The sequence below is a fragment of the Nocardioides sp. NPDC058538 genome, from assembly GCF_042719275.1.
Taxonomy (GTDB): domain Bacteria; phylum Actinomycetota; class Actinomycetes; order Propionibacteriales; family Nocardioidaceae; genus Nocardioides.
In genome coordinates, this window is record NZ_JBHXNY010000016.1 from 63,037 (window position 1) to 86,870 (window position 23,834).

A 23,834-nucleotide genomic window follows, 5' to 3' on the forward strand; every position below is an offset into this window, starting at 1 on the left:
CGACGACCGTCACTGAAGGTCAGTGACGGTCGGCGAGGTCTGGTGCAAGGTGTGGCCGAGGACCTGGTCGAGATAAGGGTTGGCGAAGACGCCGGCCGGGTCGAGCTCGTCGCGCAGCGCGGTGAAGTCGCCGAACCGCGGGTAGCGCTCGGCGAGGTCGGCCGCGGTGAGCCGGTGCATCTTGCCCCAGTGAGGACGTCCGTCGGCAGCGCCGAGGATGTCCTCGCAGACGGAGAACCAGCGCTCGTGGGGCATCCGGTGGTACTGGTGGAAGGCGACATAGGCGACGTCGCGGTCGTACGCCGGCGAGAGCCAGATGTCGTCGCTCTTCACGAAGCGGACCTCGAACGGGAACGACACCTTCTCGTCATGGGTGTCGACCCACTGCCGGAGCTCGCGGAGCACGTCACCGATCACGGCCCGCGGGACGGCGTACTCACCCTCGCGGAAACGTACGTCGCGGTGGGAGGCGAACACGTTCGGGGCCAGGTCGGTGAAGTCCCGGGACGACACCGCGCGGGTCACGAACCGGGTGATCCCGGGCACCAGACCAGGGAAGCGGGTGCCGAGGCGCAGCATCGCCTCGAAGCCGATGTTGGTGACGATCTTGTCGTCGAGGGTCCTGGCGAGCGTGCTCATCGGGTTGAGTTCGGCGTCGCCCGGCAGCCGCTGGAACCGGCGCGTCAGCGCGGTCGTGGTGTGCGGGAACCAGAAGAACTCGAAGTGGTCGTTGCCCGCCACCAGCTCGTCGAGCCCGTCGAGCGTCTCGTCGAGCGGCATCGGTGCGTCGACCGCGCGCAGGGCGTAGAGCGGCACGCACTGGAGCGTCACCTTGGTGATCACGCCGAGTGCTCCGATCGAGACCCGCGCGGCCTCGAAGAGCTCCGGGCGCTCTTCGCGCGAGCAGGTCACGACCGACCCGTCGGCGAGCACCAGCTCGAGCGCGCGGATCTGGTTGGAGATGCTCCGGAATCTCTCGCCGCTGCCGTGGGTGCCGGTCGAGACCGCGCCGGCGACCGTCTGCCGGTCGATGTCGCCGAGGATCTCCATCGCCAGCCCGTGCTGGGCGAGCATCGGGTTGAGCCGGTGCAGCGGGAGTCCGGCCCCGACGGTGACCAGGCCCGAGTCCGCGTCGACGGCGAGCACTCCGTGCAGCCGGTCCGGCCGGATCTGCAGGCCGGGGGCGACGGCGGCGCCGGTGAAGGAGTGCCCGGACCCGATCGCGCGCACCGTCAGGCCGTCGGTGACGGCGGTCTTCACGGCGGCCGCGACCTCGTCGGTCGTCGCGGGCGTGGCCACGCGTGCCGGGGTCACCTCTTCGGTACCGGCCCAGTTGCGCCATCGAGTGCTCATGGATGGGTCCCTTCTGTGGGCAGTCGGCCCTCAGAATGGCCCAGGTCACCCTAAAGGTCAATGGTCTTGGACACTTGACCTAGTCCGTCGGGCGGTGCATATTCGATGAATGCTGGATCTCACTGTCCCGACGCGGGCGTGCGCCCCCTTCGAAGAGCTCGAAGCGGCCACCGCCGACCTCCCCACGCCGTACGCCGTGGTGGACGTCGCCGCGCTGCGCACCAACGCAGCCGACCTGGTTCGCCGGGCCGGCGGCAAGCCGATCCGAGTCGCGAGCAAGTCCGTACGCTGCCGAGCCCTGATCCAGAGCACGCTGGCGATGCCGGGCTTCCAGGGCGTGCTCGCCTATACCCTGCCCGAGGCGCTCTGGCTCGCGCGCGAGATCGACGACGTCGTGGTCGGCTACCCGACCGCGGACACGGCCGCCATCCGGCGGCTCGCCGCCGACGACCTGCTGGCCTCTCGGGTGACGCTGATGATCGACAGTGTCGAGCATCTGGAGCTGATCGCGGCCGCGGTCGGCGCCAGCGGTCCGCGGATCCGGATCTGCATCGAGCTCGACGCCTCGCTCCGCCTGGCCTCCGGTCGGGTGCACCTCGGCGCCCGGCGCTCGCCCGTGCACGCGCCCGAGGAGGCGGCCGCGCTCGCCCGGGTCGTCGTGGCGCACCCGCGCTGCGAGCTGGTCGGCGTGATGGCCTACGAAGGGCAGATCGCGGGGATGGGCGACAACCAGCCGGGCCCGTCCAAGCACCTCGTCCGGGCGATGCAGCGGAGGTCCGTCGACGAGCTGGCCGAACGGCGCGCCGACGCCGTGGCAGCGGTGCGAAGCGTGGCGCCGCTGGAGTTCGTCAACGGCGGCGGCACCGGCAGCATCGAGACCACCGTCGCCGAGGACGCCGTGACCGAGGTGGCCGCGGGCTCGGGGCTGCTCGCCCCGCACCTGTTCGACCACTACACCCGGTTCCACCCCCAGCCGGCGGCGTACTTCGTCCTCTCGGTCGTACGCCGCCCCTCACCGCGCCACGCGACGGTGCTCGGCGGTGGCTGGATCGCCTCCGGAGCGGCGGGCAAGGACCGGCTCCCGATGCCGGTGTGGCCGCGCGGCCTGAGCCTGGTCCCGACCGAGGGGGCGGGCGAGGTGCAGACGCCCCTGACGGGCGCGGCGGCCGGCCGTCTCGGGATCGGCGACCGGGTCTGGTTCCGCCACACCAAGGCCGGCGAGCTCTGTGAGCACGTCGACGAGCTGGCGCTCGTCGACGACGGCAGCGTCGTCGACGCCGTCGCGACCTACCGAGGAGAAGGACAGACGTTCCTATGACCACGACCGCCACCGCCGCGCCCAGCAAGGCATGACGAAGGACTGAGCTCTCCGATGGACGTCGGTCAGCCCGTCGATCCGGGTGAGCGCGAGGCGAGGAGAGGTAGCGCTTCGAGCAGGGTGTCGAAGGCTCCGAGCACGTCCGCGTCCGGGTCGAGCAGGTGCTGCAGCTGCAGGCCGTCCATGGCCGCCATCACCAGGCGCGCGACGCCCGCCAGGTCCGTAGCGGGTGCCGTGTCCGGCTCGAGCTCGTCCGGCGTGGCCTCGGTCAGCGCCGCGGTGAACTCGGTGGCGGTACGCCGGTAGCGGGCGACGGTGAAGTCGTGGGCCGGGTGGGTGGGGACGATCGACTCGGCGGTGACGGTCGTGAACAGCTGGGTCAGCCCGCGGTCGGCGATGGCCCGCTCGAACATGCTCCGCGCCACCTGGGCCTGCTCGTCCCAGGTGGTGCCGGTGTCCGCCTGCTGGCGCGAGGCCTGGTCACGCTCCTCCAGCACGGCCATCAGCAGGCCCGTCTTGGAGCCGAAGTGGTGCAGCACCCCGGCCTGGCTCATGCCGGCCAGGTCCGCGATCTCCCGCAGCGACGCTCCGTGGCTGCCTCGGCGCCCGAACACGTCTTGGGCCACGTCGAGGATCCGGCGCCGCTGCTCGGCGGACTTGGCGTACGGACCACGGGCTCGGCTGGACATGCTCGCAGTCTAGGTGGCTCGAGCGAAAACCTAGCGACCATTCGGGATTCGGGTTAGAGTCCCAGCCATGACCCGGCCGCTGCCCCGATTCCCTGCCGGCTTCGAGTGGGGTGTCGGCGCCTCGGCGTACCAGACCGAAGGCGCGCTCGACGCTGACGGGCGGGGACGGTCCACGTGGGACGTCTTCTGCGAGCAGCCCGGGCGGATCGCCGACGGATCGACGTCGGCGACCAGTGCCGGCTTCTACGACCGCTATCCCGAGGACATCGCGCTCGTACGCGACCTCGGCGCCGACGTCTACCGATTCTCGATCGCCTGGCCGCGGATCCTGCCGACCGGGTCGGGCGAGATCAACGCGAAGGGCCTGGACTTCTACGACCGCGTCGTCGACGAGATGCTGGCGGCCGGCCTGAAGCCGGCGCCGACACTCTACCACTGGGACACCCCGCTGCCGATCGAGGAGGCCGGCGGCTGGATGAACCGAGACACCGCGCTCCGCTTCGGTGAGTACGCCGCGGTCGTGGCCGAGCGGCTGGCCGACCGTGCGGCGTACTGGATCCCGCTGAACGAGCCCGTGGTGCTCTCGATGCTCGGCTACGCGATCGGCGGCCACGCCCCAGGGCAGGAGCTGCTCTTCGAGTCGCTGCCGACCGTCCACCACCAGCTGCTCGCCCACGGGCTCAGCGTCCAGGCGATCCGTGCAGCCGGCGGCCGCAGCGTCGGGACCGCCAACCCGCACGCACCGACCTGGCCCGCCTCCGACAGTCCGGAGGACCTCGCCGCCGCTGCGTTCAGCGCCGACCTCACCGACTGGATCTGGACCGACCCGATCCTCCTCGGCCGCTACCCTGACGGGTATGCGGAGGGGATGCCCGGTCCGGTCGCCGACGACCTCGAGATCATCTCGACCCCGCTCGACTTCTACGGCGTCAACTACTACAGCCCGCAGCGTGTTGCGGCCCCGACCGGTGAGCCGTCGTTGATCCAGGATCACGAGATTCCGGCGGAGATGCCGTTCCGGGCGGTCGAGGTCGACGGGCCCACGACCGGGCTCGGCGGCGAGATCAGCCCCGACGGCCTGCGCGAGGTTCTGCTGACGCTGACCGAGCGGTACGGCGAGAGCCTTCCGCCGCTGATCGTCACCGAGAACGGCACCTCGCAGCAGCCCGGCACCGAGGAGCCCGGTCCGGACGGCAGGATCCACGACGACGGCCGGATCGCCTACCTCGACGCGCATGTGCGCGCCGTGCACCAGGCGATCGAGGAGGGCGCGGACGTCCGTGGCTACTGGGTCTGGTCGCCGACCGACAACTTCGAGTGGACCCACGGCTTCACCCAGCGCTTCGGCCTCGTGCACGTCGACTACGACACCCTGGTGCGGACGTCGAAGGACTCCTACTCCTGGTATCAGCAGCTGATCGGCGCCCGACGTGACCAGCTCTGAGCTCACTCGGTCCGTGCTGGACGAGCCGGCCACACCGGCCCCCAAGTTATGGGTGGCCGCGATCTCGCTGGCCAACGTCGGTCTGTTCACCGCGTGGTTCGGCCCGATCCTGACCCTGCTCGGGATGCAGGCGGAGCGGTTCGCCGGTGACGACAAGGAGGCCGCGCTCGCCTGGGTCGTCGGCATCGGCGCGCTCTGCTCGACGGTGGCCAACCCGGTCTTCGGCGCGCTCTCGGACCGGACCACGTCGCGCTATGGCCGTCGACTGCCGTGGTCGGTCCTCGGCATCTGCGGAGGCGCCGCCAGCCTGGTACTGCTGGCCTTCGCACCGAACCTCGTCGTGGTGGCCGTCGGCTGGTGCCTGGCCCAGATCGCCCTCAACGCGAACTTCGCGGCGATCACCGCCGCCGTACCCGACCATGCGCCGCACCAGCAGCGCGGCACCATCGGCGGCTTCCTCGGCCTCGCCCAGACCGTCGGCGCCGTCGTCGGCGCCGGGCTCGCGGCGGCCGCGGGTGGGATCGTCGGTGGCTACCTCGCGTGCGCGGTCTTCCTGGTGATCGCGAGCGCGCCGTACGTCGCGATGCGCCGCGACCTGGTCCTCGACCCCGCCGACCGGCCAGCGTTCTCGTGGGGAACGTTCCTCCGTGGCTTCTGGATCAGCCCTCGTCTGCACCCCGACTTCGCCTGGGCGTGGCTCACCCGCTTCCTGATGAACCTCGGGTTCTCGATCGGGCTGGTCTACCTGCTCTTCTACCTCGACGACGCGGTGCACCACGAGAACCCCGAAGCCGGCGTCTTCCTGCTCTCTGCGGTCAACTCCCTCGCTCTGCTGGTCACGGTCGTGGCCGGCGGATGGCTGTCGGACCGGCTCGACCGCCGCCGCATCTTCGTGACCGTCGCCGGCGTCGTGATGGCTGCCGGCACCCTCTCGCTGGCCGGCTTCCACTCGTGGACGGCCGCGATCATCGGCGTGGCCGTCCTCGGCCTCGGCATGGGCGTGTTCACCTCGGTCGACCTCGCGCTGATGATCGACGTACTCCCCGAGGCGCTCGACCGCGGCAAGGACCTCGGCGTCGTCAACATCGCCAACTCGCTGCCGCAGGTGCTCGCCCCCGTCGTGGCCGCGCCGATCGTGAGCGTGCTCGGCGGCTACTCCACCCTGTACGCCGTCGCCGCCGGTGTGACGCTGGCCGGCGCCGTCCTGGTCTACCGGATCAAGTCCGTTCGATAGGAGACAACTCGTGACCACCCACCCTGACCTGCCCAGCACGCAGCTCCCCGCCGATTTCGTCTACGGCGTCTCCACCGCGTCGTACCAGATCGAAGGTGCCGTCGAGGAGGGCGGCCGCGGGCCGTCGATCTGGGACACGTTCTGCGCAGAGCCGGGCCGGATCAAGAACGGCGACACTGGTGCGGTGGCGTGCGACCACTACCACCGATACCCCGAGGACATCGCGCTGATGAAGGACCTCGGCGTGGATGCGTACCGGTTCTCGATCGCCTGGCCGCGGATCCAGCCGACCGGCTCCGGGCCGGCCAACGCCGAGGGGCTCGCCTTCTACGACCGGCTCGTCGACGGGCTGCTGGAGGCGGGCATCAAGCCGGTGGCGACGCTCTACCACTGGGACCTCCCGCAGGCGCTGCAGGACGCCGGCGGCTGGCTCGACCGCGACACCTCGCTCCGCCTCGCCGAGTACGCCGCGATCGTCGGCGAGCACCTCGGTGACCGGGTCTCGATGTGGATGCCGCTGAACGAGCCGGTCGTGGTCACCATGTTCGGACATGCGCTCGGCACCCACGCGCCCGGCCAGGCGCTCGGCTTCGACGCGCTGCCGGTGGCCCATCACCTGCTGCTCGGCCACGGCTTGTCGGTCGAGGCGCTGCGCGCGGCCGGGGCGAGCGACATCGGCATCGCCTCCAACCACCAGCCGGCCCGGCCGGCGTCGGACTCGGCCGAGGACCGGGAGGCGGCCGAGATGTTCGGCACGCTGACCAACTGGCTGTTCTCCGACCCGATCCTGCGCGGGGAGTACCCCGACGAGCTGATCACCTCGATGATGCCCGGGCCGGTCGCCGAGGACCTGAAGGTGATCTCGACCCCGCTCGACTGGTACGGCATCAACTACTACCAGCCGGTGCTGGTCGGCGCCCCCGGATCCGGCGGCGACCAGGGCACGGCGCTCGAGGGCGCGATCATGCCGGAGGGGCTTCCCTTCGAGCCGCGCCAGCTCGTCGGCGTACCCACCACCGACTTCGGGTGGGCGATCGTCCCCGACGGGCTCACCGAGATCCTGACCCAGTTCCACGAGCGCTACGTAGACGCGCTGCCGCCCGTCTACGTCACGGAGAGCGGCTGCTCGTTCCACGACACCGTCGCCGCCGACGGGGGAGTCCACGACCAGCGCCGGATCGACTACCACGACGCGCACCTGCGGGCGGTGGCCGACGCGATCGCCGCGGGCGTGGACGTACGCGGCTACTTCGCCTGGTCGCTGCTCGACAACTTCGAGTGGGCCGAGGGGTACGCCGAGCGCTTCGGGCTCGTGCACGTCGACTACGACACGCTGCGGCGCACCCCCAAGGACTCGTTCCGCTGGTTCCAGGAGCTCATCGCCGCCCGCCGGTGACCGGCGGGCGGGACCCGATCAGGCGGGTCAGCGGTCGTAGACGCCGACCTCCCACAGGGAGTAGCCGTAGCGGGTGGCGCGGCTGACGCCGTGGACGCGTACGTAGCGGGCGGTGGTCGGCTCGAAGGTCGCGGTCTCGACTCCGCCCTTCCCGGCGTCGGTCGACCACACCGTGCGCCACGTCGTACCGTCCGAGGAGACCTCGACCTTCCACGCCGCAGCATGGGCGCTCTCCCAGTCGGCGACCACGCGGCCCACGGTCCGCTCGCTGCGCAGGTCGAGGGCGAGCCACTGGTCGTCGCTCCAGTCGCTGGCCCAGCGGGTGCCGGTGTCGCCGTCGATGGCGCGGCCCGGGGCGAAGCTGGTGAAGACGCTCCACTCCGACGAGCTCGCCGTGGCGCGCGACCCGGCCGCGAGGTTGCCGGGCAGCGTGTAGCCGGATGCGGCACCCCACGTGTCGAGGTAGGACTGGGCTCCGCCCATCAGGTCCTGGACGGCCTCCGTGCCGCCGAGGCGGCGGATCTGCTCGATCCAGTCCGGGACCAGGCCGACGTGGGCTCCGCCGTCGGTGTTGATGTCCCAGACCCGATCGCCGGTGACCTGCTTGTCGATCACCGACCCGCCGTCGACACTACGGAACGGATAGGTCACCGGGCTGGGTCCGTCGGCACCCAGGGGAGCGGGGTGGGAGCCGAGGCCGTTGAAGTCGCTGCCGATACCGAGGCCCTTGTCGTACTCGGTGCGCAGCGCCTCGGTCCGCCCGGCGGCGCCGATGAACTCCTCGGGTCCGAACATGTACTCACCGATGAAGCCGCCGAGCCCGTAGACGCGTTCGGCCCAGCCGAGGTCGGCCCAGCTGTGGCTGGAGATGACGCCGGGGTAGTCGGCCGACTCGAGGATGTCGAGCGCGCGGCCGGTGGCCTTCACGCTCATGTGGTCGAGCTCGACGAGCATCCCGCGCTGCATCATCCCGCGCATCGCGTACTCGCCGAGCCGGGAGAGGCCGCGGGTGTTGCACTGCGCGTCGTCGTCATAGGTCGGCACCTCGGTGCCCGCGGGCAGCTTCTCCTCGATCTCGGGGACCGGGGCATCGCCGATCGGGTTGTCGTGCTGCGGCCCGCGGCACTTCTCGGTCTGCCAGAAGGTGCCCGTCGACAGGAACTGGCCGACGTTGATGATCGTCCCGGTCGTGCCCGAGTCGAAGCGCACCCCGCAGAGCGCGTTGTCGAACTTGTGGCACAGGAACATGCTGCGTACGCCGAGGGCCTGCAGCTCGTCGAGGCCCTGGTCGATACCGGCCTTGCTGCACTGGGCGACGTCGAGGACCTGCTTGCAGCCGAACGGCTCGGAGGTCTCGACGCCGAGGATCACGGCGAGCTTGCCGTCCTCGATGACCTGCCGGGCCTGGGCGGGATCGGTGACGATCCGGAACCAGCCCTTGCCCTCGCCGCCGTACATCCTGTCGACGAAGTCCTGCAGGTCGTAGGTCTTCTCCGCCTGCAGCCGGATCGACTCCATCTCGTCGCAGCCGCGATCGCGGTTGGGGTTGATCGAGCAGATGACGCCGTTGCTGGTCAGGTCGGTGACCAGGACGCGCTGCCCGGCTCGCCAGGACCGCTCCAGCCAGGCGTAGTAGTTCTGCTGGTGCGACATCGTGCGGTACGACGGCCAGTCCTTGAAGGTCGGCCAGCCCACCGGGTCGTGCTTGCCGTCCGGCTCCGCGCCGGTGAGGTTCTCCAGCAGCGCGCCGGAGCCGTCGGGGTAGTGCGCCGCGCAGTCCTCGAGCGCGTCGGCGACCCCTGCCTCGGAGAACGGCTTGCCGCAGACCAGCTCGCCCCCGAACGCCTCGTTGGTCATCAGGTGGTTGTGGACGTCGGCGAAGCCGCGTACGTCACCCTTGGCGTCGGTGCCGGTGAACGGCTTGCCGGTGACGTTGACCTGGGAGTCGGGCGCCGGCCGGTCGGCAGGCTCCCACCACTGGTCCGGCGGTGATGCCCAGCCTGGCGGGGCGAACGCCACGAAGCCGATGAGGACGAGACAGAGCAGCGTGCGGATGGCGTTCACAGTGCCTCCAGGGTGCGTGACGTACGCCGCATCCTAGAGTTGGTCGCATGACCGGGTCAACGGTCCAAAGGCCCGTGACTACGCCGATCTGGCCATGGAGGCGACGTGCGCCGCGGCGAAGTCGAGCGCCGCACCGGCGGCCTCGGCGTCGCCCTCGTTGAGGAACAGCAGGGTGAGGCCGTCGATGTTGGCGGTGAGGTATCTCGCGAGCATGGGGATCGGCTGGTCCCACGTCACCCCGGTGGACTCGGCGAGCACGGTGAGGACCTGGGTGTTGGCCTCGAGGTAGGTCTCGTACTGACGGCGCGCGACCGTGGCCAGTCCCGGCTGGCGAAGGGCGTACTGCGTCAGCTCGTAGGTCACCTGGTGCTCGTCGGGGTTGGCGACGACGTGCTGCCAGTACGCCCTGAGCGCCGCCTGGAGCTTCTCCTCGAACGACTCCTCGCCACGCATCTCCACCAGCGCCAGGTTGAGAGTGTGACCGGTGATCGCCTCGATGACGTTCTCCAGCAGCTCCTGCTTGGAGCGGAAGCAGTAGTGGAAGGCCCCCAGCGGCATGTCGGCCTCCGCCACGATCGAGCGCGTCGTGGTCTTGGCGACGCCGTCACGGACCATCACCCGGATCGCGGCCTCGACCAGACGTTCGCGGCGTACGTCGGCGGCGACGCGCGCCATCAGAGGTGTCTCGTCATCGGGAAGCGCATATCGTTCAGCGTACGTGACCAAGACGGTTGACCAGGAGTTGGCCAGGAGTTGAGCCGGGGGTCGAGCTGGTGCCGCGCCGGGGCGGAAATGGGGATTCGGGTGGGGTTGATGAAGAATGACCCGGTGCCTCACGACATCTCACCCCTGTCCGCAGCGGCATCCGAAGCGCTCTTCGCCCGCGCGAAGGCCGTGACGCCGGGCGGCGTGAACTCGCCCGTGCGCGCCTTCAACGCGGTGGGCGGGACGCCGCGCTTCATCCGCGAGGCCAAGGGGGCGTGGCTGACCGACGTCGACGGGAACGAGTACGTCGACCTGATCTGCTCCTGGGGCCCGATGCTGCTGGGCCACGCCCATCCGGAGGTCCAGGCAGCGGTGCTGGAGGCCGTCGCGCGTGGCACGTCCTACGGGACGCCGACGACGCCTGAGGTCGAGCTCGCAGAGGCGATCGTCGAGCGGGCGCCGGTCGAGAAGGTGCGGTTCGTCAGCAGCGGCACCGAGGCGACGATGTCGGCCATCCGGCTGGCACGAGGGTTCACCGGGCGCGACGTGATCCTCAAGTTCGCCGGCAACTACCACGGCCACGTGGACTCACTCCTCGCCAGCGCCGGCTCCGGTCTGGTCACCCACGCGATCCCCGGCACCCCGGGCGTCCCCGAGAGCAGCACCGAGCTCACCGTCGTGCTGCCCTACAACGACCGAGCCGCGGTCACGGCGGCGTTCGAGGAATACGCAGGCCGGGTGGCCTGCCTGATCACCGAGGCCTCGCCGGGCAACATGGGCGTCGTGCCGCCGGAGCCCGGGTTCAACCAGTTCCTCAGCGAGACCTGCACCAAGAACGGTGCCCTGTTCATCTCCGACGAGGTGATGACCGGGTTCCGGGCCAGCAAGCAGGGGCAGTGGGGTCTGGACGGCAAGCACGAGGGCTGGACCCCCGACCTGGTCACCTTCGGCAAGGTGATGGGTGGCGGCTTCCCGGCGGCGGCCTTCGGCGGCCGCGCCGACGTGATGGGCTCGCTCAGCCCCGACGGGCCGGTCTACCAGGCCGGAACGCTCTCCGGGAACCCGGTCGCGACCACCGCCGGCCTCACGACCCTCGAGCTGGCGACCGACGAGGTCTACGACCACATCACCAAGGCCGCCGACGTCGTGAAGGCCGCGATCGAGGAGAGCTTCGCCAAGGTCGGTCTCCCGCACGTCATCCAGTCCACCGGCACGATGTTCTCGGTCTTCTTCACCGACAGGCCGGTGCGTAACTTCGACGAGGCCAAGACCACCGACGAGGCGGCGTACAAGGCCTTCTTCCACGCCATGCTCGACCAGGGCGTCTACCTGCCACCGAGCGCCTACGAGGCGTGGTTCCTCTCCTCCGCTCACGACGAGCGGGCGATCTCTCAGATCACGGAGGCGCTTCCGTACGCCGCCGAGGCTGCTGTAAAGGTGAAGGCATGACGTCCCAGGAAAACGGCATCGAGACCACGGTCCACCTGCTGCGCCACGGTGAGGTGCACAACCCGGAGGGGATCCTCTACGGGCGCCGGCCCGGGTTCAACCTCTCCGAGCTCGGTCTGCGGATGGCCGAGCGGGTCGCCGACCGGATCGGCGGGCAGGACATCACCCACGTCATCTCCAGCCCGCTCGAGCGCGCCCGGCAGACCGCCGGGCCGTTGGCGAAGGCGCTCGGCGCCGACATCTCGCTCGACGAGCGGGTGCTCGAGTCGGAGAACCTCTTCGTCGGCAAGAGCTTCAAGGACGGCATGGGGCCGCTGAAGGACCCCAAGGTCTGGCCGAAGCTGATCAACCCGTTCAAGCCGTCGTGGGGCGAGCCCTACCTGGAGATCGTGGCCAGGATGATGGCCGCGATCCACGACGCCCGGGATCTGGCGCGGGGCCACGAGGCGGTCGTCGTCTCCCACCAGCTGCCGATCTGGACCACACGGCTCCACATCGAGGGCCGCAGCTTCCTGCACGACCCGCGCCGCCGCCAGTGCGCGCTGTGCTCGCTGACCTCGCTGCACTTCGTCGACGACGAGTTCGTCGCGCTCTCCTACACCGAGCCGGCCGGCGACATGCTGCCGGCGAAGGACAAGTACGCGCCGTTCTCGGCCGGCGACATGGACGAAGATTAACGGGTCTCTCAGGTTTGTCAGGAAGAGTCCTGTGCGTGCGTAAGAAGTTGGGTGGCCTCCTCCTCACCTTGGTGACGGTGGGGCTGCTGGCCGCGTGCGGGCAGACGGGCACGAACGAAGCCGGCTACATCTCCGGCGACGGCCGCACCCAGGAGATCCCGGTCGCTGAGCGCGGTGAGCCGGTGGAGCTCGCCGGCGAGACCCTCGAGGGCAATCCGTTCGACCTGGCCGACACCCGGGGCAGGGTCACGGTCCTCAACGTGTGGTGGACCGGCTGCGCGCCGTGCCGCAAGGAGATGCCGATGCTCCAGGCCGCCTACGAGGAGCTGGGCGACGAGGTCGCCTTCGTGGGGCTCAACACCCGCGACGCCTCGGCCGCCCAGGGGCTGGCCTTCGAACGGCACTACGGCGTGGAGTACCCGTCGGTCTACTCGCCCGACGGTGCCGCCGTCCTCGCGCTGAAGGGCTCGCTGGCCCCGCGCGCCATCCCGGCCACCGCGATCCTCGACACCGAGGGGCGCGTGGCGGCGCTGATCCGCGGCGAGGTCCCCTCCGCACGTACGCTCGACGAGCTGATCTCCACGGCAGGTGAGTCGTCGTGAACGAGCGCCAGCGAGTGAACCGTGAGTACAACACGCCGCCGCGTCCGTATTCTGGCGCTTGCGCTACGGAGGTGGCGGCGTGACCGACTGGTTCGCGAGCACCGCCGGGAGCGGGTCGCTGATGCTGGCCATCCCGGTCGCGCTGCTGGCCGGGTTCCTCTCGTTCGTCTCGCCGTGCACGCTGCCGATGCTGCCGGGCTACCTCTCCTACGCCACCGGCCTGTCCGGCGCGGACCTCGCCTCCGGTGACGTACGCCGCGGCCGCATGCTGGCGGGCGCGCTGCTCTTCGTCGCCGGCTTCTCGGTGGTCTTCGTCCTGCTGGGCGTCACCGTGGGCGGGATCGCCTACAAGCTGCTCGCGTTCCAGGAGACCGGCACCAAGGTTCTCGGCGTGCTCTCGATCATCATGGGCATCGCGTTCATGGGCTTCATCCCGCTGCTGCAGCGCGACCTGAAGTTCCACAAGGTGCCTGCGGTCGGGCTGGCCGCGGCGCCGCTGCTCGGCTTCCTCTTCGGGCTGGCCTGGACCCCGTGCACCGGACCGACGCTGGGCGTCATCGCCGGCCTCGCCTGGGACCAGGGCACCGCCGCTCGGGGCGGCCTGCTGCTCGCCGTCTACGCGCTCGGGCTCGGCATCCCGTTCATCCTCGTCGCGGTGATGTGGCGCAAGGCCACCGTCGCGCTGACCTGGTTCCGTCGGCACACCCGCGCGATCACGATCGTCGGCGGCGTGCTGATGATCCTGATCGGCGTCGCGATGCTCACCGGCTGGTGGGACAACGGCGTCCAGTGGCTGCAGGTCCAGCTCGTCCAGCGTTGGGAGGGCATCGCACTGTGACCGATCTGAAAGAGCCGGCGGACGTACGCCGCCCGGGCGAGCTGAACGCCCGCGAGCTGGCGCGCTGGGGCTGGCGCCAGCTGACCTCGATGCGTACGGCACTGATCCTGCTGCTGCTGCTCGCGCTCGCGGCCGTCCCGGGGTCGCTGATCCCGCAGGACGGGGTCGACTCGCTCAAGGCGGACCAGTGGCGCGAGGCGCACACGACGCTGACCCCGATCTACGAGAAGCTCGGGCTCTTCAACGTCTACTCGACGCCGTGGTTCGCCGCGATCTACCTGCTGCTGATGGTCTCGCTGGTCGGCTGCATCATCCCGCGCTGCCTCGTCTACGCGAAGGCGATGCGGGCTCAGCCGCCGGCGACGCCGGCCAAGCTGACCCGGCTGCCCGACTCCACGTCGTACGTCACCGACGAGGAGCCCGCCGAGGTGCTCGCCGCGGCGCGGAAGCAGCTGCGCGGCTACCGCATCCGCCAGGAGGTCTCGACAAGCTCGACCACCGGGGAGCAGTCCGTCTCGGCGGAGAAGGGCTACCTGCGCGAGGCCGGCAACCTGATCTTCCACATGTCGCTGATCATCGTGCTGGTCGCGTTCGCGACCGGCAGCCTGTTCGGCTACAAGGGCGGCGTGATCGTGCTGGTGGGGGAGGAGTACGGCTTCGCCAACGAGCTCTCGCAGTACGACGACTTCAAGTCGGGCTCGCTCTTCGCCCCCGAGGACCTCGACGACTTCAGCTTCAAGATCGACGACTTTCACGCCGAGTGGCTCAGCACCGGCGCCGGCGCCGGGACCGCGCGCGGTTTCAACTCGAAGATCCGCTACACCGCGGGTTCGAGCGAGGAGAAGAGCTATGACCTCAGGGTCAACCACCCGCTGACCATCGGCAGCACCGACGTCTTCCTGCTCGCGCACGGCTACGCACCGGTGATCACCGTGCGCGACGGCAACGGTGACGTGGCCTACTCCGGCCCGACGATCTTCCTCCCGCAGAGCCAGAACCTGCTCTCCTTCGGGGTCGTGAAGGCGCCGTACGCCTCGCCTGAGGAGATCGGCTTCCAGGGGCTGTTCTACCCCTTCGAGGGCACGGTCGACGGCGAGCCGGTCAACCTGATGGGCGACATCGGGGACGGCTCGCACGCGATGCTCTCCCTGCAGGGTTTTCGCGGCGACCTCAACCTCGACGCCGGACCTCAGTCGGTCTACGCGCTCGACACCTCCAAGGCCAACATGATGTCGCCCGACGAGACCGGCAAGGCGTTCAACCTGCGCCTCGGGGAGACGGCCGAGCTCCCCGATGGACTGGGATCGATCTCCTTCGACGACGTCCAGCAGTGGAACCGGGTGCAGATCTCGAAGTCGCCGGGCAAGGAGTGGGCGCTCCTAGGCGTCTCCCTCGCCCTCGTGGGGCTCCTCGGATCCCTCTTCATCCGCTCGCGACGGGTGTGGGTTCGCGCCCGCCGAGTCGATGGGCGCACACTGGTCGAGATCGCCGCCCTCGACCGCTCCGGCGGCGGAGACACCGCTGCCGTCGTCACCGGCCTTGCGGAGACCTTACGAGGCGCGCGAACACAGGAGGAGAACCGATGACTGACCACACCTGGGGCGTACTCAGCAACCAGGCCATCACGGCCGCCGGCGTCGTCTACTTCCTGGCGCTGCTCTGCGCGCTGGTCGAGTGGTCGGCCTGGCAGTCGCGAGCCAGGGCCGCAGTCGCGGAGAAGGAGCTCGTCGGCGCCGGTGCCCCGGCCGACGAGACCGATGCCCCGGCGCCATCCAAGACTGCTTCGGCCGCCGATGCCGTACGCGAGCAGCGGGCCGCCCTCTTCGGACGCCTCAGCCTGCTGCTGACCGCGATCGCGGTCGTGTGCCACCTGATCGCGCTGGTCGGCCGTGGGATGGCCGCCGACCCCAACCGGGTGCCGTGGGGCAACATGTACGAGTTCACGATCTCCGGCTCGTTCGTGGTGGCCGCTGCGTACGTCGTTCTCCATCGGCGGCTGAAGCTGTCCTGGATGGCGCCGTGGGTGCTGGGCTTCACGATCGTGGTGCTGACGCTGGCGGTGGTCGGCCTCTACGAGCCGGTCGCGCCGCTGACCGAGGCGCTCAACTCCTACTGGCTCGTCATCCACGTCATCGCGGCCATCATCGCCACCGGCGGGTTCACGCTGGGCGGCATCGCCTCGGCGGCGTACCTTCTCAAGAGCCGCTTCCCCGACGCCGCCCTGCTGGCGCGGGTGCCCGACCTCGACAACCTCGACCGGGTCTCCTACCGGATCCACGCCTTCGCGTTCCCGGTCTGGACCTTCGGGGTGCTGATCTCCGGTCCGATCTGGGCCCACGAGGCCTGGGGCTCCTACTGGAACTGGGACCCCAAGGAGGTCTGGGCGTTCATCACCTGGGTCGTCTACGCCGGCTACCTGCACGCCCGCGCGACCGCCGGGTGGAAGGGCAAGAAGGCCGCGATCGTCGCGCTGATCGGGCTGGCCACGCTGTGGTTCAACTTCATCGGCATCAACTACTTCTCCTCGACCTCGCAGCATTCGTACGCTGCGCCCGCAGCCCCGGCGGTCGTCGAGCTCACCGAGGGAGCCTCACGATGAAAGAGTTCTGGATCTACACCGGACTGCGGCTGCTGTCGCTGGTCGCCACCTTCGGCATCGTGGCGGGCATCTGGTCGCTCGTCGCGGGCGAGGTCGACATCTTCCTCTCGGTGATCCTGGCGTTCGTGATCAGCGGCGTGCTCTCGTTCTTCGTCCTCGACCCGCAGCGGCGGGCCTTCGCCGAGAAGGTCGAGACGCGGGCCGCCAAGGCGGTCGAGGCCGCGCGTGCCAAGGAGGACGCCGAGATCGACTCCGAGGCCGGCTCCGAGGCCGGCTCCGAGGCCGGCTCCGAGGCCGGCTCCGAGGCCGACACCCCCTCGAACGGCGAAGGCGATAGCCACAAAGTGTGATGAGTGGTAGATAACGGTCATGTCGATCGTTCACAAGGCCACGCTCACCCCGACGAAGAGAGAGATCTTCGGCGCCTGGCTCGCCACCCAGACGTGGTGCGAGGGCGACCTGACCGGCACCATCGGCTCCTACCGGTTCGACGACCCGGCCGGCAGGGTCGGGATCGAGTGCGTGCTCCTCGAGGTCGGCGAGTCCGTCGTCCACCTCCCGGTCTCCTACCGTGAGGCGCCCCTCGACGGTGCCGAGGACTTCCTGATGGCGACCACCGAACACTCGGCGCTGGGAACGCGCTACGTCTACGACGCCTGCGCCGACGCGGTGGCCGTCCGGGCGTTGCTGGCGGCCGCGCTCACCGGCGCGACCCAGGAGCCGATGGACGTCTACGACCAGGGACGTCTGGTGGATCGCCGCGAGAGCGTCGTCACCGCGACCGGCACCGGCTCGTGGTCGAGCGACGCGGTGCCGCACTTCGACGGCGTCACCATCCGTTCCCACGGTGCCGAGACACGCGTGGACGCGGGCAGCTTCGCGATCGTCGTGAAGCGAGTCGTGGACGGCTCCGACGCCGACGGCGCGGAGTCGATCCAGGTCGCCTGGCCCGACGGCGCCGGGGCGCTGGTCGGCGTACGTCATCTATGACGGACGGCCTCCGGGCTTGTCTGTGAGTCCGCTGTGTAGCCCAGATGATCAACGGAGCCTCCCGTAAGTCACGAGTCGGAAACATCGTCGTCCTGCACTTGACGCATTCGGACATGAAGAGGCACATTGTCTCGATGTGAGCGTTCACATCTGTGATGTGACTCACCTGGGAGCCGGCCCGTGCGCCGATCTCCCGGAACCCCCCGACAGCGGCGCGTAGGCCTACCGACGCGGCCGTAGATGAAATGGAGCAGGTAAGTGCGCAAGGTACTCACCACGATCACCGCGGCAGCGCTTGCGCTCGGCCTCGCGGCATGCGGCGGCGGCGACGGCGGCGAGGGCGGCGAGGGCGGCGACAAGGGCACCGTCGGTGTAGCCATGCCGACCAAGTCCTCGGAGCGCTGGATCGCAGACGGCAACAACATCAAGAAGCAGCTCGAGGCCGAGGGCTACGACGTCGACCTGCAGTACGCCGAGGACGACATCCCGACCCAGGTCTCCCAGGTCGAGAACATGGTCACCAAGGGCGTCGACGTCCTGGTGGTCGCGGCCATCGACGGCACCGCGCTCGGCGAGGTCCTCGAGACCGCTGAGTCGCAGGACATCCCCGTGATCAGCTACGACCGCCTCATCCGCGACACCGAGGCCGTCGACTACTACTCGACCTTCGACAACTTCCAGGTCGGCGTGCAGCAGGCCACCTCCCTCGTCGACGGCCTGAAGGCCAAGGGTGAGGGCCCCTACAACGTCGAGCTCTTCGGTGGTTCGCCCGACGACAACAACGCCACCTTCTTCTGGGACGGCGCCATGTCGGTGCTCGAGCCGCTGATCAAGTCCGGCGAGATCGTCATCCCCTCCGGTCAGACGGACTTCAAGCAGGCCGCGATCCTGCGCTGGGACCCCGCCACCGCGCAGAAGCGCATGGAGGACATCCTCACCAAGACGTACGCCTCCAAGAAGGTCCAGGGCGTGCTCTCGCCCTACGACGGCCTCTCGCTCGGCATCATCGCCGCGCTCAAGGGCAACGGCTACACCACCGCCGACCTCCCGGTCGTGACCGGTCAGGACGCCGAGGTGCAGTCGGTGAAGTCGATCAACGCCGGTGAGCAGTACTCCACGATCTTCAAGGACACCCGCGAGCTCGCCAAGGTGACCGTCGACATGATCATCGCCGTCGGTGCGGGCGAGGAGCCCGAGGTCAACGACACCGAGACGTACGACAACGGCAAGAAGGTCGTTCCGTCCTACCTCCTCGACCCGGTCGTGGTCACCAAGGACGACGTCACCAAGGTGCTCGTCGACTCCGACTACTACACCGCCGACGAGATCAAGTAGCTCCCCGTACGCGGCGTGGGCCCGGGTCCCTCCGGACCGGGCCCACGCCGGCCCCTGGCCAGATAGCAGGAACCACATGAGCTCACCGATCCTGGAGATGCGCGGCATCACCAAGGAGTTCCCCGGCGTCAAGGCGCTCGCCGACGTCAACCTCGTCGTCAACCGCGGTGACATCCACGCGATCTGCGGCGAGAACGGCGCTGGCAAGAGCACCCTGATGAAGGTGCTCAGCGGGGTCTACCCCCACGGCACCTACAGCGGCGACATCGTCTTCGAGGGCGAGACCGCGAAGTTCGCCAACATCCGGCAGAGCGAAGCCGCCGGCATCGTGATCATCCACCAGGAGCTCGCCCTCATCCCCGAGCTCTCGATCGCGGAGAACATCTTCCTCGGCAACGAGACCGCCAAGCGCGGCATCATCGACTGGGGCCGCGCCAACCGTGAGGCGATCGACCTGCTCGCGCGGGTCGGCCTGCGGGAGAACCCGCTGACGCCGGTGAAGAACCTCGGCATCGGCAAGCAGCAGCTGGTCGAGATCGCCAAGGCGCTCTCGAAGGAGGTCAAGCTGCTCATCCTCGACGAGCCGACCGCCGCCCTCAACGACGACGACTCCCAGCACCTCCTCGCACTCCTGGAGGGGCTGAAGGAGAAGGGGATCACCTCGATCATGATCAGCCACAAGCTGAACGAGATCGAGCAGATCGCCGACGAGATCACCATCATCCGTGACGGCCAGAGCATCGAGACCCTGTCCGTCGCCGGCGGTGGCGTGGACGAGGACCGGATCATCCGCGGAATGGTCGGCCGTGACCTCGAGAACCGCTTCCCCGACCACACCCCCTCCATCGGGGACGTCCTCTTCGAGGTGCGTGACTGGACCGTCATGCACCCGCAGGACAGCCACCGTGAGGTCATCCGCCAGGCCAACCTGTCCGTGCGCGCCGGCGAGATCGTCGGCATCGCGGGGATGATGGGCGCGGGACGTACGGAGCTGGCGCGGTCGATCTTCGGGCGCTCCTACGGCTCCCGGACCTCCGGCTCGCTGGTGCTGGACGGCGAGGAGCTGCAGCTCAACACGGTCACGCAGGCGATCGATGCCGGCATCGCGTACGTCAGTGAGGACCGCAAGGGCCTGGGGCTCAACCTCATCGACGACATCAAGACCTCGGTCACCGCGGCGGCGCTGAAGAAGCTGCGCAACGGGCTCGTCGTCGACGAGCACAAGGAGGTCGTGGTCGCCGAGGGCTACCGCAAGAACCTCAACATCAAGGCGCCCTCGATCACCGCCGGAGTCGGGAAGCTCTCGGGCGGCAACCAGCAGAAGGTGGTGCTGTCCAAGTGGATGTACACCGACCCGAAGCTGCTGATCCTCGACGAGCCGACCCGAGGCATCGACGTCGGCGCCAAGTACGAGATCTACGGGATCATCCAGGAGCTCGCCCGCAGCGGTCGCGGCGTACTGGTGATCTCCTCCGAGCTGCCCGAGCTGCTCGGCCTGTGTGATCGCATCTACACGCTCGCCGAGGGCGTGATCACCCATGAGTTCGACCGCTCAGAGGCCACCCAGGAGTCCCTGATGCGCTACATGACCGCGGACGCGAGGAAGTAACCCCCGATGAATGCCCTGCTCAACACGCTGCGCGGGAACGTCCGCCAGTACGGGATGATCATCGCTCTGGCGGCGATCGTCATCCTCTTCCAGATCTCGACCGAGGGCGTGCTGCTCAAGCCGCTCAACGTCTCCAACCTGGTGGTCCAGAACGCGCAGATCCTGATCCTGGCCATCGGCATGGTGATCGTGATCGTGGCGCGTCACATCGACCTCTCGGTCGGTTCCGTGGCCGCCTTCGTGGGCGCCGCCGCGGCGATCATGATGACTCAGTACGACTTCCCGTGGTGGGTCGCCGTCTTCCTCGGCCTGCTGATCGGCACTGCGATCGGCGCCTGGCATGGCTTCTGGGTGGCGTACGTCGGGATCCCGGCGTTCATCGTCACGCTGGCCTCGATGCTGCTCTTCCGTGGTCTGACGCTGGTCGTGCTCAAGGGTGCGACCGTCGGTGGTCTGCCCGAGGAGTTCAAGGCCATCGGCAACGGCTTCCTGCCCGAGATCGGGCCGGACACCGGGTTCCACAACCTGACGCTCCTCATCGCGGTGGCCGCAGTCGGTGTGCTGATCTTCCTCGAGGTGCGTCGCCGCAACGCGCAGACGGCGTACAACTTCGACGTCCTGCCCTTCCCGCTCTTCGTGGTGAAGCTGGCGCTGCTGACGATCGTGATCATGTACTTCGCCTACTTGCTCGCCGACGCGCGCGGGCTGCCGATCGTCGGGCTGATCCTGGCCGGGCTGATCGTGGTCTACACGTTCATCATGAACAAGACCGTCTTCGGCCGGCACGTCTACGCGATCGGCGGCAACGTCGACGCCGCCACGATGTCCGGCGTCAACACCAAGCGTGTCGACTTCCTGGTCATGGTGAACATGGGGCTGCTCTCGGGTCTCGCGGGCCTGGTCACGACCGCTCGCCTGACCGCGGCCAACCCCAAGGCCGGCGTCAACTTCGAGCTCGACGCGATCGCCGCCGCCTTCATCGGTGGCGCGGCCGTCACCGGTGGTGTCGGCACCGTCGTCGGCGCGATCATCGGTGGTCTCGTCATGGGTGTCCTCAACAACGGCATGTCGCTGCTCGGTGTCTCCATCGACTGGCAGCAGGCCATCAAGGGCCTCGTGCTCCTGCTCGCCGTCGCCTTCGACGTGTGGAACAAGCGCCGCACCGCCGGATCCGGTGGTGCCGGTGCCGAGGCTGCCGAGCCCAGCGCTCCGCCGCCCGACAAGCTGGCCGAGGAGATCGAGGCCATGGAGGCCGAGCTCAGCGTCGACTCCAACGACCCCCCGAAGACCTGATCCATCCCCCACACCCCCACCCCTCGACCCCTGCCTCCCCCCAGGCAGGGGTCGCTGGGGTCGGCGGCTTGTGTAACACGCTGTTCGTAGGACTACTCGCCCTATTGGAACGACCGGATAGTGCTACGAACGACGTGTTACAGCCCAGCCGCACCCGCCTCGGGCCACCGGTGTTGAATAGCGGGGTGGCAAATTCCGCTCAGTGGCTCCAGGGAGCCCGTCCCCGCACCCTCCCCGCGGCGCTCGCGCCGGTCATCGCCGGCACAGGGGTGGCTGCGTACGCCGGTGGGTTGGTCTGGTGGAAGGCGCTGCTCGCCCTCGTGGTGGCGCTGGCGCTGCAGGTGGCGGTCAACTACGCCAACGACTACTCCGACGGGATCCGGGGGACCGACGACGAGCGCGTGGGTCCGCTGCGGCTGACCGGCTCCGGCCTCGCGACGCCGTCCGCGGTCAAGCGCGCCGCGTTCATCGCCTTCGGGATCGCCGCGGTCGCGGGCCTGGTGCTCGCGCTGACCTCGGCATGGTGGCTGATCCTCGTGGGCCTGGTCTGCATGATCGCCGCCTGGTACTACACCGGCGGCTCGCGCCCCTACGGCTACGCCGGCCTCGGCGAGGTCATGGTCTTCGTCTTCTTCGGGCTCGTTGCGGTCATCGGCACGACGTACGTCCAGACCCAGTCCTGGGAGTGGGGCGCGCTATGGGCCGGTGTCGGGATCGGTGCGATCACCTCCGCGCTCCTCGTCGCCAACAACCTCCGCGACATCCCCGGAGACACCGAGTCGGGGAAGATCACCCTCGCCGTACGCCTCGGCGACGCGCGCACCCGCTGGCTCTACGTCGCCCTCGTGGCCGTCGCCGCCGTCTCCGTCGTGCTCGTCGCCCTGGCGACGTCCTGGTGGGCGCTGCTCGGCCTCGGGTTCATCGCCGTCGCCGCTCAGGGCGTCCGCACCATCCTCGACCGCGCCAACCTCGGCCCGCGCCTGATCCCCGTCCTCCAGCAGACCGGTTTGGCCACGCTGGTGTGGGGGCTGCTGGTCGGCGTACCTCTGATGTTCGTCTGAGCCGCGCGATCAAGCAGCCCTCGAGCGACATACGCGGAACCGTTCCAGGTCCGAGATGTCGGTGCCGAAGGCTCGGCAGGTGGTTAGGTACTCCCGCTTCAGGCGGTCCTTGAGGTAGTCGTGCTGCCGGCCGAAGAGCTCGGCCCATTCGACCCGTGACATGCCGAGATGGAAGCCGTGGGCCCAGTCCTGTCGGGTCTTCTCCTCGGCGAGGATGTCGTCGACCGACCGGAGCGCCAGGCCGCCATCGGCGGTGGGGACATACTTGCTCCGGCCGTCGAACTCGAAGATGTGACGGCCGACCCGGAGATCGAATCGAGCAGTACGTACGCCGTCCGTGATCTCGAACTGGGTCTCGATGCCCGTCAGCCCCAGTTCTTCGAGTACGTCCCGGGTGAGCGACTCCCCAACCGACTCAGCTCCCGCGTATGAGAGCTCGATGGCCTCGCGCGCGAGACGGCGGTTGGGCCAATGTCTCATGTGTTCGAGGACCTCCCAGAGCTCGTCGACGGATACGCCCATCCGCCGGGCGGAGTCGACGGCGACGACCCCGTACGGCCGACCGTGCTCGCGAGCGATGTCGATCGCCGTCCGGGCAGGACCGAGCACGTCGAACCCGTTCACCTGCACGACCTGATCCTCGGAGTAGGGCGCGAGATGGTGCTTCACGCCCCACTTGTTGTGGCTGCCGACCACAGGCTTCCGCGTGACGTGGGTCTGGGCCTTCACGGGTAGGAGGATGCCCATCTCGAGCTCGAGGGCCGCCGTCTCATGGCTTCGTACGAACGGAACCGTGATGGCCGCGCAGGCTGCTCGATCGCGAAGGCGCCGCCTGTCTGTGGGCAAGGTGATGCTCTCGACGTAGGTGCGTTCGGCGTAGACGCCGCGGCGAACAGCCGTCCACGTGCCGCTCTCGAGGAGGCGATAGATCGTGTCGAGATCGAGGCCCGATGAGATTGCCTGGCTGCGAGTGATGAGGCCGTGGTTGGCCGCCATGATCGCTTGGGTACGTCGGTTCATGGCACCCAGCCTGTGGCCCGCCTCCGACACTCGCCGGCGCTCAGCGGCGCGCTGTGGATAACCCTGACACGAGGTGAGCCTGTGGAGAGGGAGTGGCCCGTGGTGGCGCGCCGGGCACGTGTAACACGTCGTTCGTAGGACTATCCGGTCGTTCTAAT

The 23,834-nt window shown here is 69.1% G+C and carries 21 protein-coding genes; 16 read left to right on the forward strand and 5 right to left on the reverse strand.

The features are described 5' to 3' along the window. Positions 1–9: 9 nt before the first annotated feature. Positions 10–1,353 carry a D-arabinono-1,4-lactone oxidase gene (locus ACFWQC_RS15845; protein ID WP_378679601.1) on the reverse strand — a complete coding sequence of 448 codons (1,344 nt, stop codon included), beginning with the start codon at positions 1,351–1,353 and terminating at the stop codon, positions 10–12. 109 nt (positions 1,354–1,462) lie between these two features. On the opposite strand from ACFWQC_RS15845, the gene ACFWQC_RS15850 reads away from it, so the two are divergent. After that, the gene (locus tag ACFWQC_RS15850) at positions 1,463–2,671 is read left to right on the forward strand and encodes an amino acid deaminase/aldolase (protein WP_378679604.1); all 1,209 of its coding nucleotides are present in this window, start codon (positions 1,463–1,465) and stop codon (positions 2,669–2,671) included. 65 nt (positions 2,672–2,736) lie between these two features. Here ACFWQC_RS15850 and ACFWQC_RS15855 read toward each other — a convergent pair whose 3' ends face one another. Continuing rightward, on the reverse strand, positions 2,737–3,360 hold the full coding sequence (locus ACFWQC_RS15855) for a TetR/AcrR family transcriptional regulator (RefSeq protein WP_378679607.1): 624 nt from the start codon (positions 3,358–3,360) through the stop codon (positions 2,737–2,739). 67 nt (positions 3,361–3,427) lie between these two features. On the opposite strand from ACFWQC_RS15855, the gene ACFWQC_RS15860 reads away from it, so the two are divergent. Genes ACFWQC_RS15860 through ACFWQC_RS15870 form a run of 3 tightly spaced genes read left to right on the forward strand, consistent with a single transcriptional unit; the run spans position 3,428 to position 7,434 of the window. After that, entirely contained in the window at positions 3,428–4,804 is a 1,377-nt protein-coding gene (locus ACFWQC_RS15860) for a GH1 family beta-glucosidase (RefSeq protein ID WP_378679610.1), read from the forward strand. Further along, positions 4,791–6,038, forward strand: a complete 1,248-nt coding sequence (locus ACFWQC_RS15865; protein ID WP_378679613.1) for an MFS transporter — start codon at positions 4,791–4,793, stop codon at positions 6,036–6,038. Before ACFWQC_RS15860 ends, ACFWQC_RS15865 begins: the two co-directional genes overlap by 14 nt. Before the next feature lie 10 nt (positions 6,039–6,048). Beyond that, complete coding sequence (locus ACFWQC_RS15870) at positions 6,049–7,434, forward strand: GH1 family beta-glucosidase (RefSeq protein ID WP_378679616.1); 1,386 nt, start codon at positions 6,049–6,051, stop codon at positions 7,432–7,434. 27 nt (positions 7,435–7,461) lie between these two features. On the opposite strand, the gene ACFWQC_RS15875 is transcribed toward ACFWQC_RS15870, so the two are convergent. Further along, entirely contained in the window at positions 7,462–9,498 is a 2,037-nt protein-coding gene (locus tag ACFWQC_RS15875; RefSeq protein WP_378679619.1) for a discoidin domain-containing protein, read from the reverse strand. Between the two features lie 78 nt (positions 9,499–9,576). Then, on the reverse strand, positions 9,577–10,173 hold the full coding sequence (locus ACFWQC_RS15880) for a TetR/AcrR family transcriptional regulator (protein ID WP_378679622.1): 597 nt from the start codon (positions 10,171–10,173) through the stop codon (positions 9,577–9,579). A gap of 153 nt (positions 10,174–10,326) precedes the next feature. Between ACFWQC_RS15880 and hemL the strand changes: the two genes are divergently transcribed. The 12 genes from hemL to ACFWQC_RS15940 all read left to right on the forward strand — a co-directional run bounded on the left by hemL (position 10,327) and on the right by ACFWQC_RS15940 (position 22,656). Further along, the gene (gene hemL, locus ACFWQC_RS15885) at positions 10,327–11,652 is read left to right on the forward strand and encodes a glutamate-1-semialdehyde 2,1-aminomutase (protein WP_378679625.1); all 1,326 of its coding nucleotides are present in this window, start codon (positions 10,327–10,329) and stop codon (positions 11,650–11,652) included. Further along, on the forward strand, positions 11,649–12,329 hold the full coding sequence (locus ACFWQC_RS15890; protein WP_378679627.1) for a histidine phosphatase family protein: 681 nt from the start codon (positions 11,649–11,651) through the stop codon (positions 12,327–12,329). Before hemL ends, ACFWQC_RS15890 begins: the two co-directional genes overlap by 4 nt. A 35-nt stretch (positions 12,330–12,364) precedes the next feature. Next, complete coding sequence (locus tag ACFWQC_RS15895; protein WP_378679630.1) at positions 12,365–12,931, forward strand: TlpA family protein disulfide reductase; 567 nt, start codon at positions 12,365–12,367, stop codon at positions 12,929–12,931. Positions 12,932–13,010: 79 nt separating this feature from the next. Continuing rightward, the gene (locus ACFWQC_RS15900; RefSeq protein ID WP_378679633.1) at positions 13,011–13,769 is read left to right on the forward strand and encodes a cytochrome c biogenesis CcdA family protein; all 759 of its coding nucleotides are present in this window, start codon (positions 13,011–13,013) and stop codon (positions 13,767–13,769) included. Beyond that, positions 13,766–15,355, forward strand: coding sequence for a cytochrome c biogenesis protein ResB (locus ACFWQC_RS15905; RefSeq protein WP_378679636.1), 1,590 nt, complete (start codon positions 13,766–13,768; stop codon positions 15,353–15,355). The genes ACFWQC_RS15900 and ACFWQC_RS15905 overlap by 4 nt, the downstream gene beginning before the upstream one ends. Next, positions 15,352–16,368: a c-type cytochrome biogenesis protein CcsB gene (gene ccsB / locus ACFWQC_RS15910; RefSeq protein ID WP_378679639.1), complete on the forward strand. Its 1,017-nt coding sequence runs from the start codon at positions 15,352–15,354 to the stop codon at positions 16,366–16,368. Before ACFWQC_RS15905 ends, ccsB begins: the two co-directional genes overlap by 4 nt. After that, a complete protein-coding gene (locus ACFWQC_RS15915; protein WP_378679642.1) occupies positions 16,365–16,718 on the forward strand; it encodes a DUF4229 domain-containing protein in 354 nt (117 codons plus the stop codon). The genes ccsB and ACFWQC_RS15915 overlap by 4 nt, the downstream gene beginning before the upstream one ends. 19 nt (positions 16,719–16,737) lie before the next feature. After that, positions 16,738–17,358 (forward strand): hypothetical protein, encoded by a 621-nt coding sequence (locus ACFWQC_RS15920; RefSeq protein WP_378679645.1) that lies wholly within the window; start codon positions 16,738–16,740, stop codon positions 17,356–17,358. A gap of 258 nt (positions 17,359–17,616) precedes the next feature. Continuing rightward, positions 17,617–18,693 carry a multiple monosaccharide ABC transporter substrate-binding protein gene (gene chvE / locus ACFWQC_RS15925; RefSeq protein ID WP_378679648.1) on the forward strand — a complete coding sequence of 359 codons (1,077 nt, stop codon included), beginning with the start codon at positions 17,617–17,619 and terminating at the stop codon, positions 18,691–18,693. 76 nt (positions 18,694–18,769) lie between these two features. Further along, positions 18,770–20,302 (forward strand): multiple monosaccharide ABC transporter ATP-binding protein, encoded by a 1,533-nt coding sequence (gene mmsA / locus ACFWQC_RS15930; protein ID WP_378679651.1) that lies wholly within the window; start codon positions 18,770–18,772, stop codon positions 20,300–20,302. Between the two features lie 6 nt (positions 20,303–20,308). Beyond that, a complete protein-coding gene (mmsB, locus tag ACFWQC_RS15935) occupies positions 20,309–21,595 on the forward strand; it encodes a multiple monosaccharide ABC transporter permease (protein ID WP_378679654.1) in 1,287 nt (428 codons plus the stop codon). Positions 21,596–21,780: 185 nt separating this feature from the next. Then, positions 21,781–22,656 carry a 1,4-dihydroxy-2-naphthoate polyprenyltransferase gene (locus tag ACFWQC_RS15940; RefSeq protein WP_378679657.1) on the forward strand — a complete coding sequence of 292 codons (876 nt, stop codon included), beginning with the start codon at positions 21,781–21,783 and terminating at the stop codon, positions 22,654–22,656. Positions 22,657–22,665: 9 nt separating this feature from the next. Here the strand turns inward: ACFWQC_RS15940 and ACFWQC_RS15945 are convergent, their stop codons facing one another. Beyond that, a complete protein-coding gene (locus tag ACFWQC_RS15945) occupies positions 22,666–23,676 on the reverse strand; it encodes a type IV toxin-antitoxin system AbiEi family antitoxin domain-containing protein (protein WP_378679660.1) in 1,011 nt (336 codons plus the stop codon). Positions 23,677–23,834 lie beyond the last annotated feature (158 nt).

Coding starts and splice junctions, on each gene's coding strand:
- ACFWQC_RS15845 (WP_378679601.1), bottom strand. CDS start 1,353: ATGAGCACTCGATGGCGCAACTGGGCCGGTACCGAAGAGGTGACCCCG.
- ACFWQC_RS15850 (WP_378679604.1), top strand. CDS start 1,463: ATGCTGGATCTCACTGTCCCGACGCGGGCGTGCGCCCCCTTCGAAGAG.
- ACFWQC_RS15855 (WP_378679607.1), bottom strand. CDS start 3,360: ATGTCCAGCCGAGCCCGTGGTCCGTACGCCAAGTCCGCCGAGCAGCGG.
- ACFWQC_RS15860 (WP_378679610.1), top strand. CDS start 3,428: ATGACCCGGCCGCTGCCCCGATTCCCTGCCGGCTTCGAGTGGGGTGTC.
- ACFWQC_RS15880 (WP_378679622.1), bottom strand. CDS start 10,173: ATGGCGCGCGTCGCCGCCGACGTACGCCGCGAACGTCTGGTCGAGGCC.
- ACFWQC_RS15890 (WP_378679627.1), top strand. CDS start 11,649: ATGACGTCCCAGGAAAACGGCATCGAGACCACGGTCCACCTGCTGCGC.
- ccsB (WP_378679639.1), top strand. CDS start 15,352: ATGACTGACCACACCTGGGGCGTACTCAGCAACCAGGCCATCACGGCC.
- ACFWQC_RS15915 (WP_378679642.1), top strand. CDS start 16,365: ATGAAAGAGTTCTGGATCTACACCGGACTGCGGCTGCTGTCGCTGGTC.
- ACFWQC_RS15920 (WP_378679645.1), top strand. CDS start 16,738: ATGTCGATCGTTCACAAGGCCACGCTCACCCCGACGAAGAGAGAGATC.
- mmsA (WP_378679651.1), top strand. CDS start 18,770: ATGAGCTCACCGATCCTGGAGATGCGCGGCATCACCAAGGAGTTCCCC.
- mmsB (WP_378679654.1), top strand. CDS start 20,309: ATGAATGCCCTGCTCAACACGCTGCGCGGGAACGTCCGCCAGTACGGG.
- ACFWQC_RS15945 (WP_378679660.1), bottom strand. CDS start 23,676: ATGAACCGACGTACCCAAGCGATCATGGCGGCCAACCACGGCCTCATC.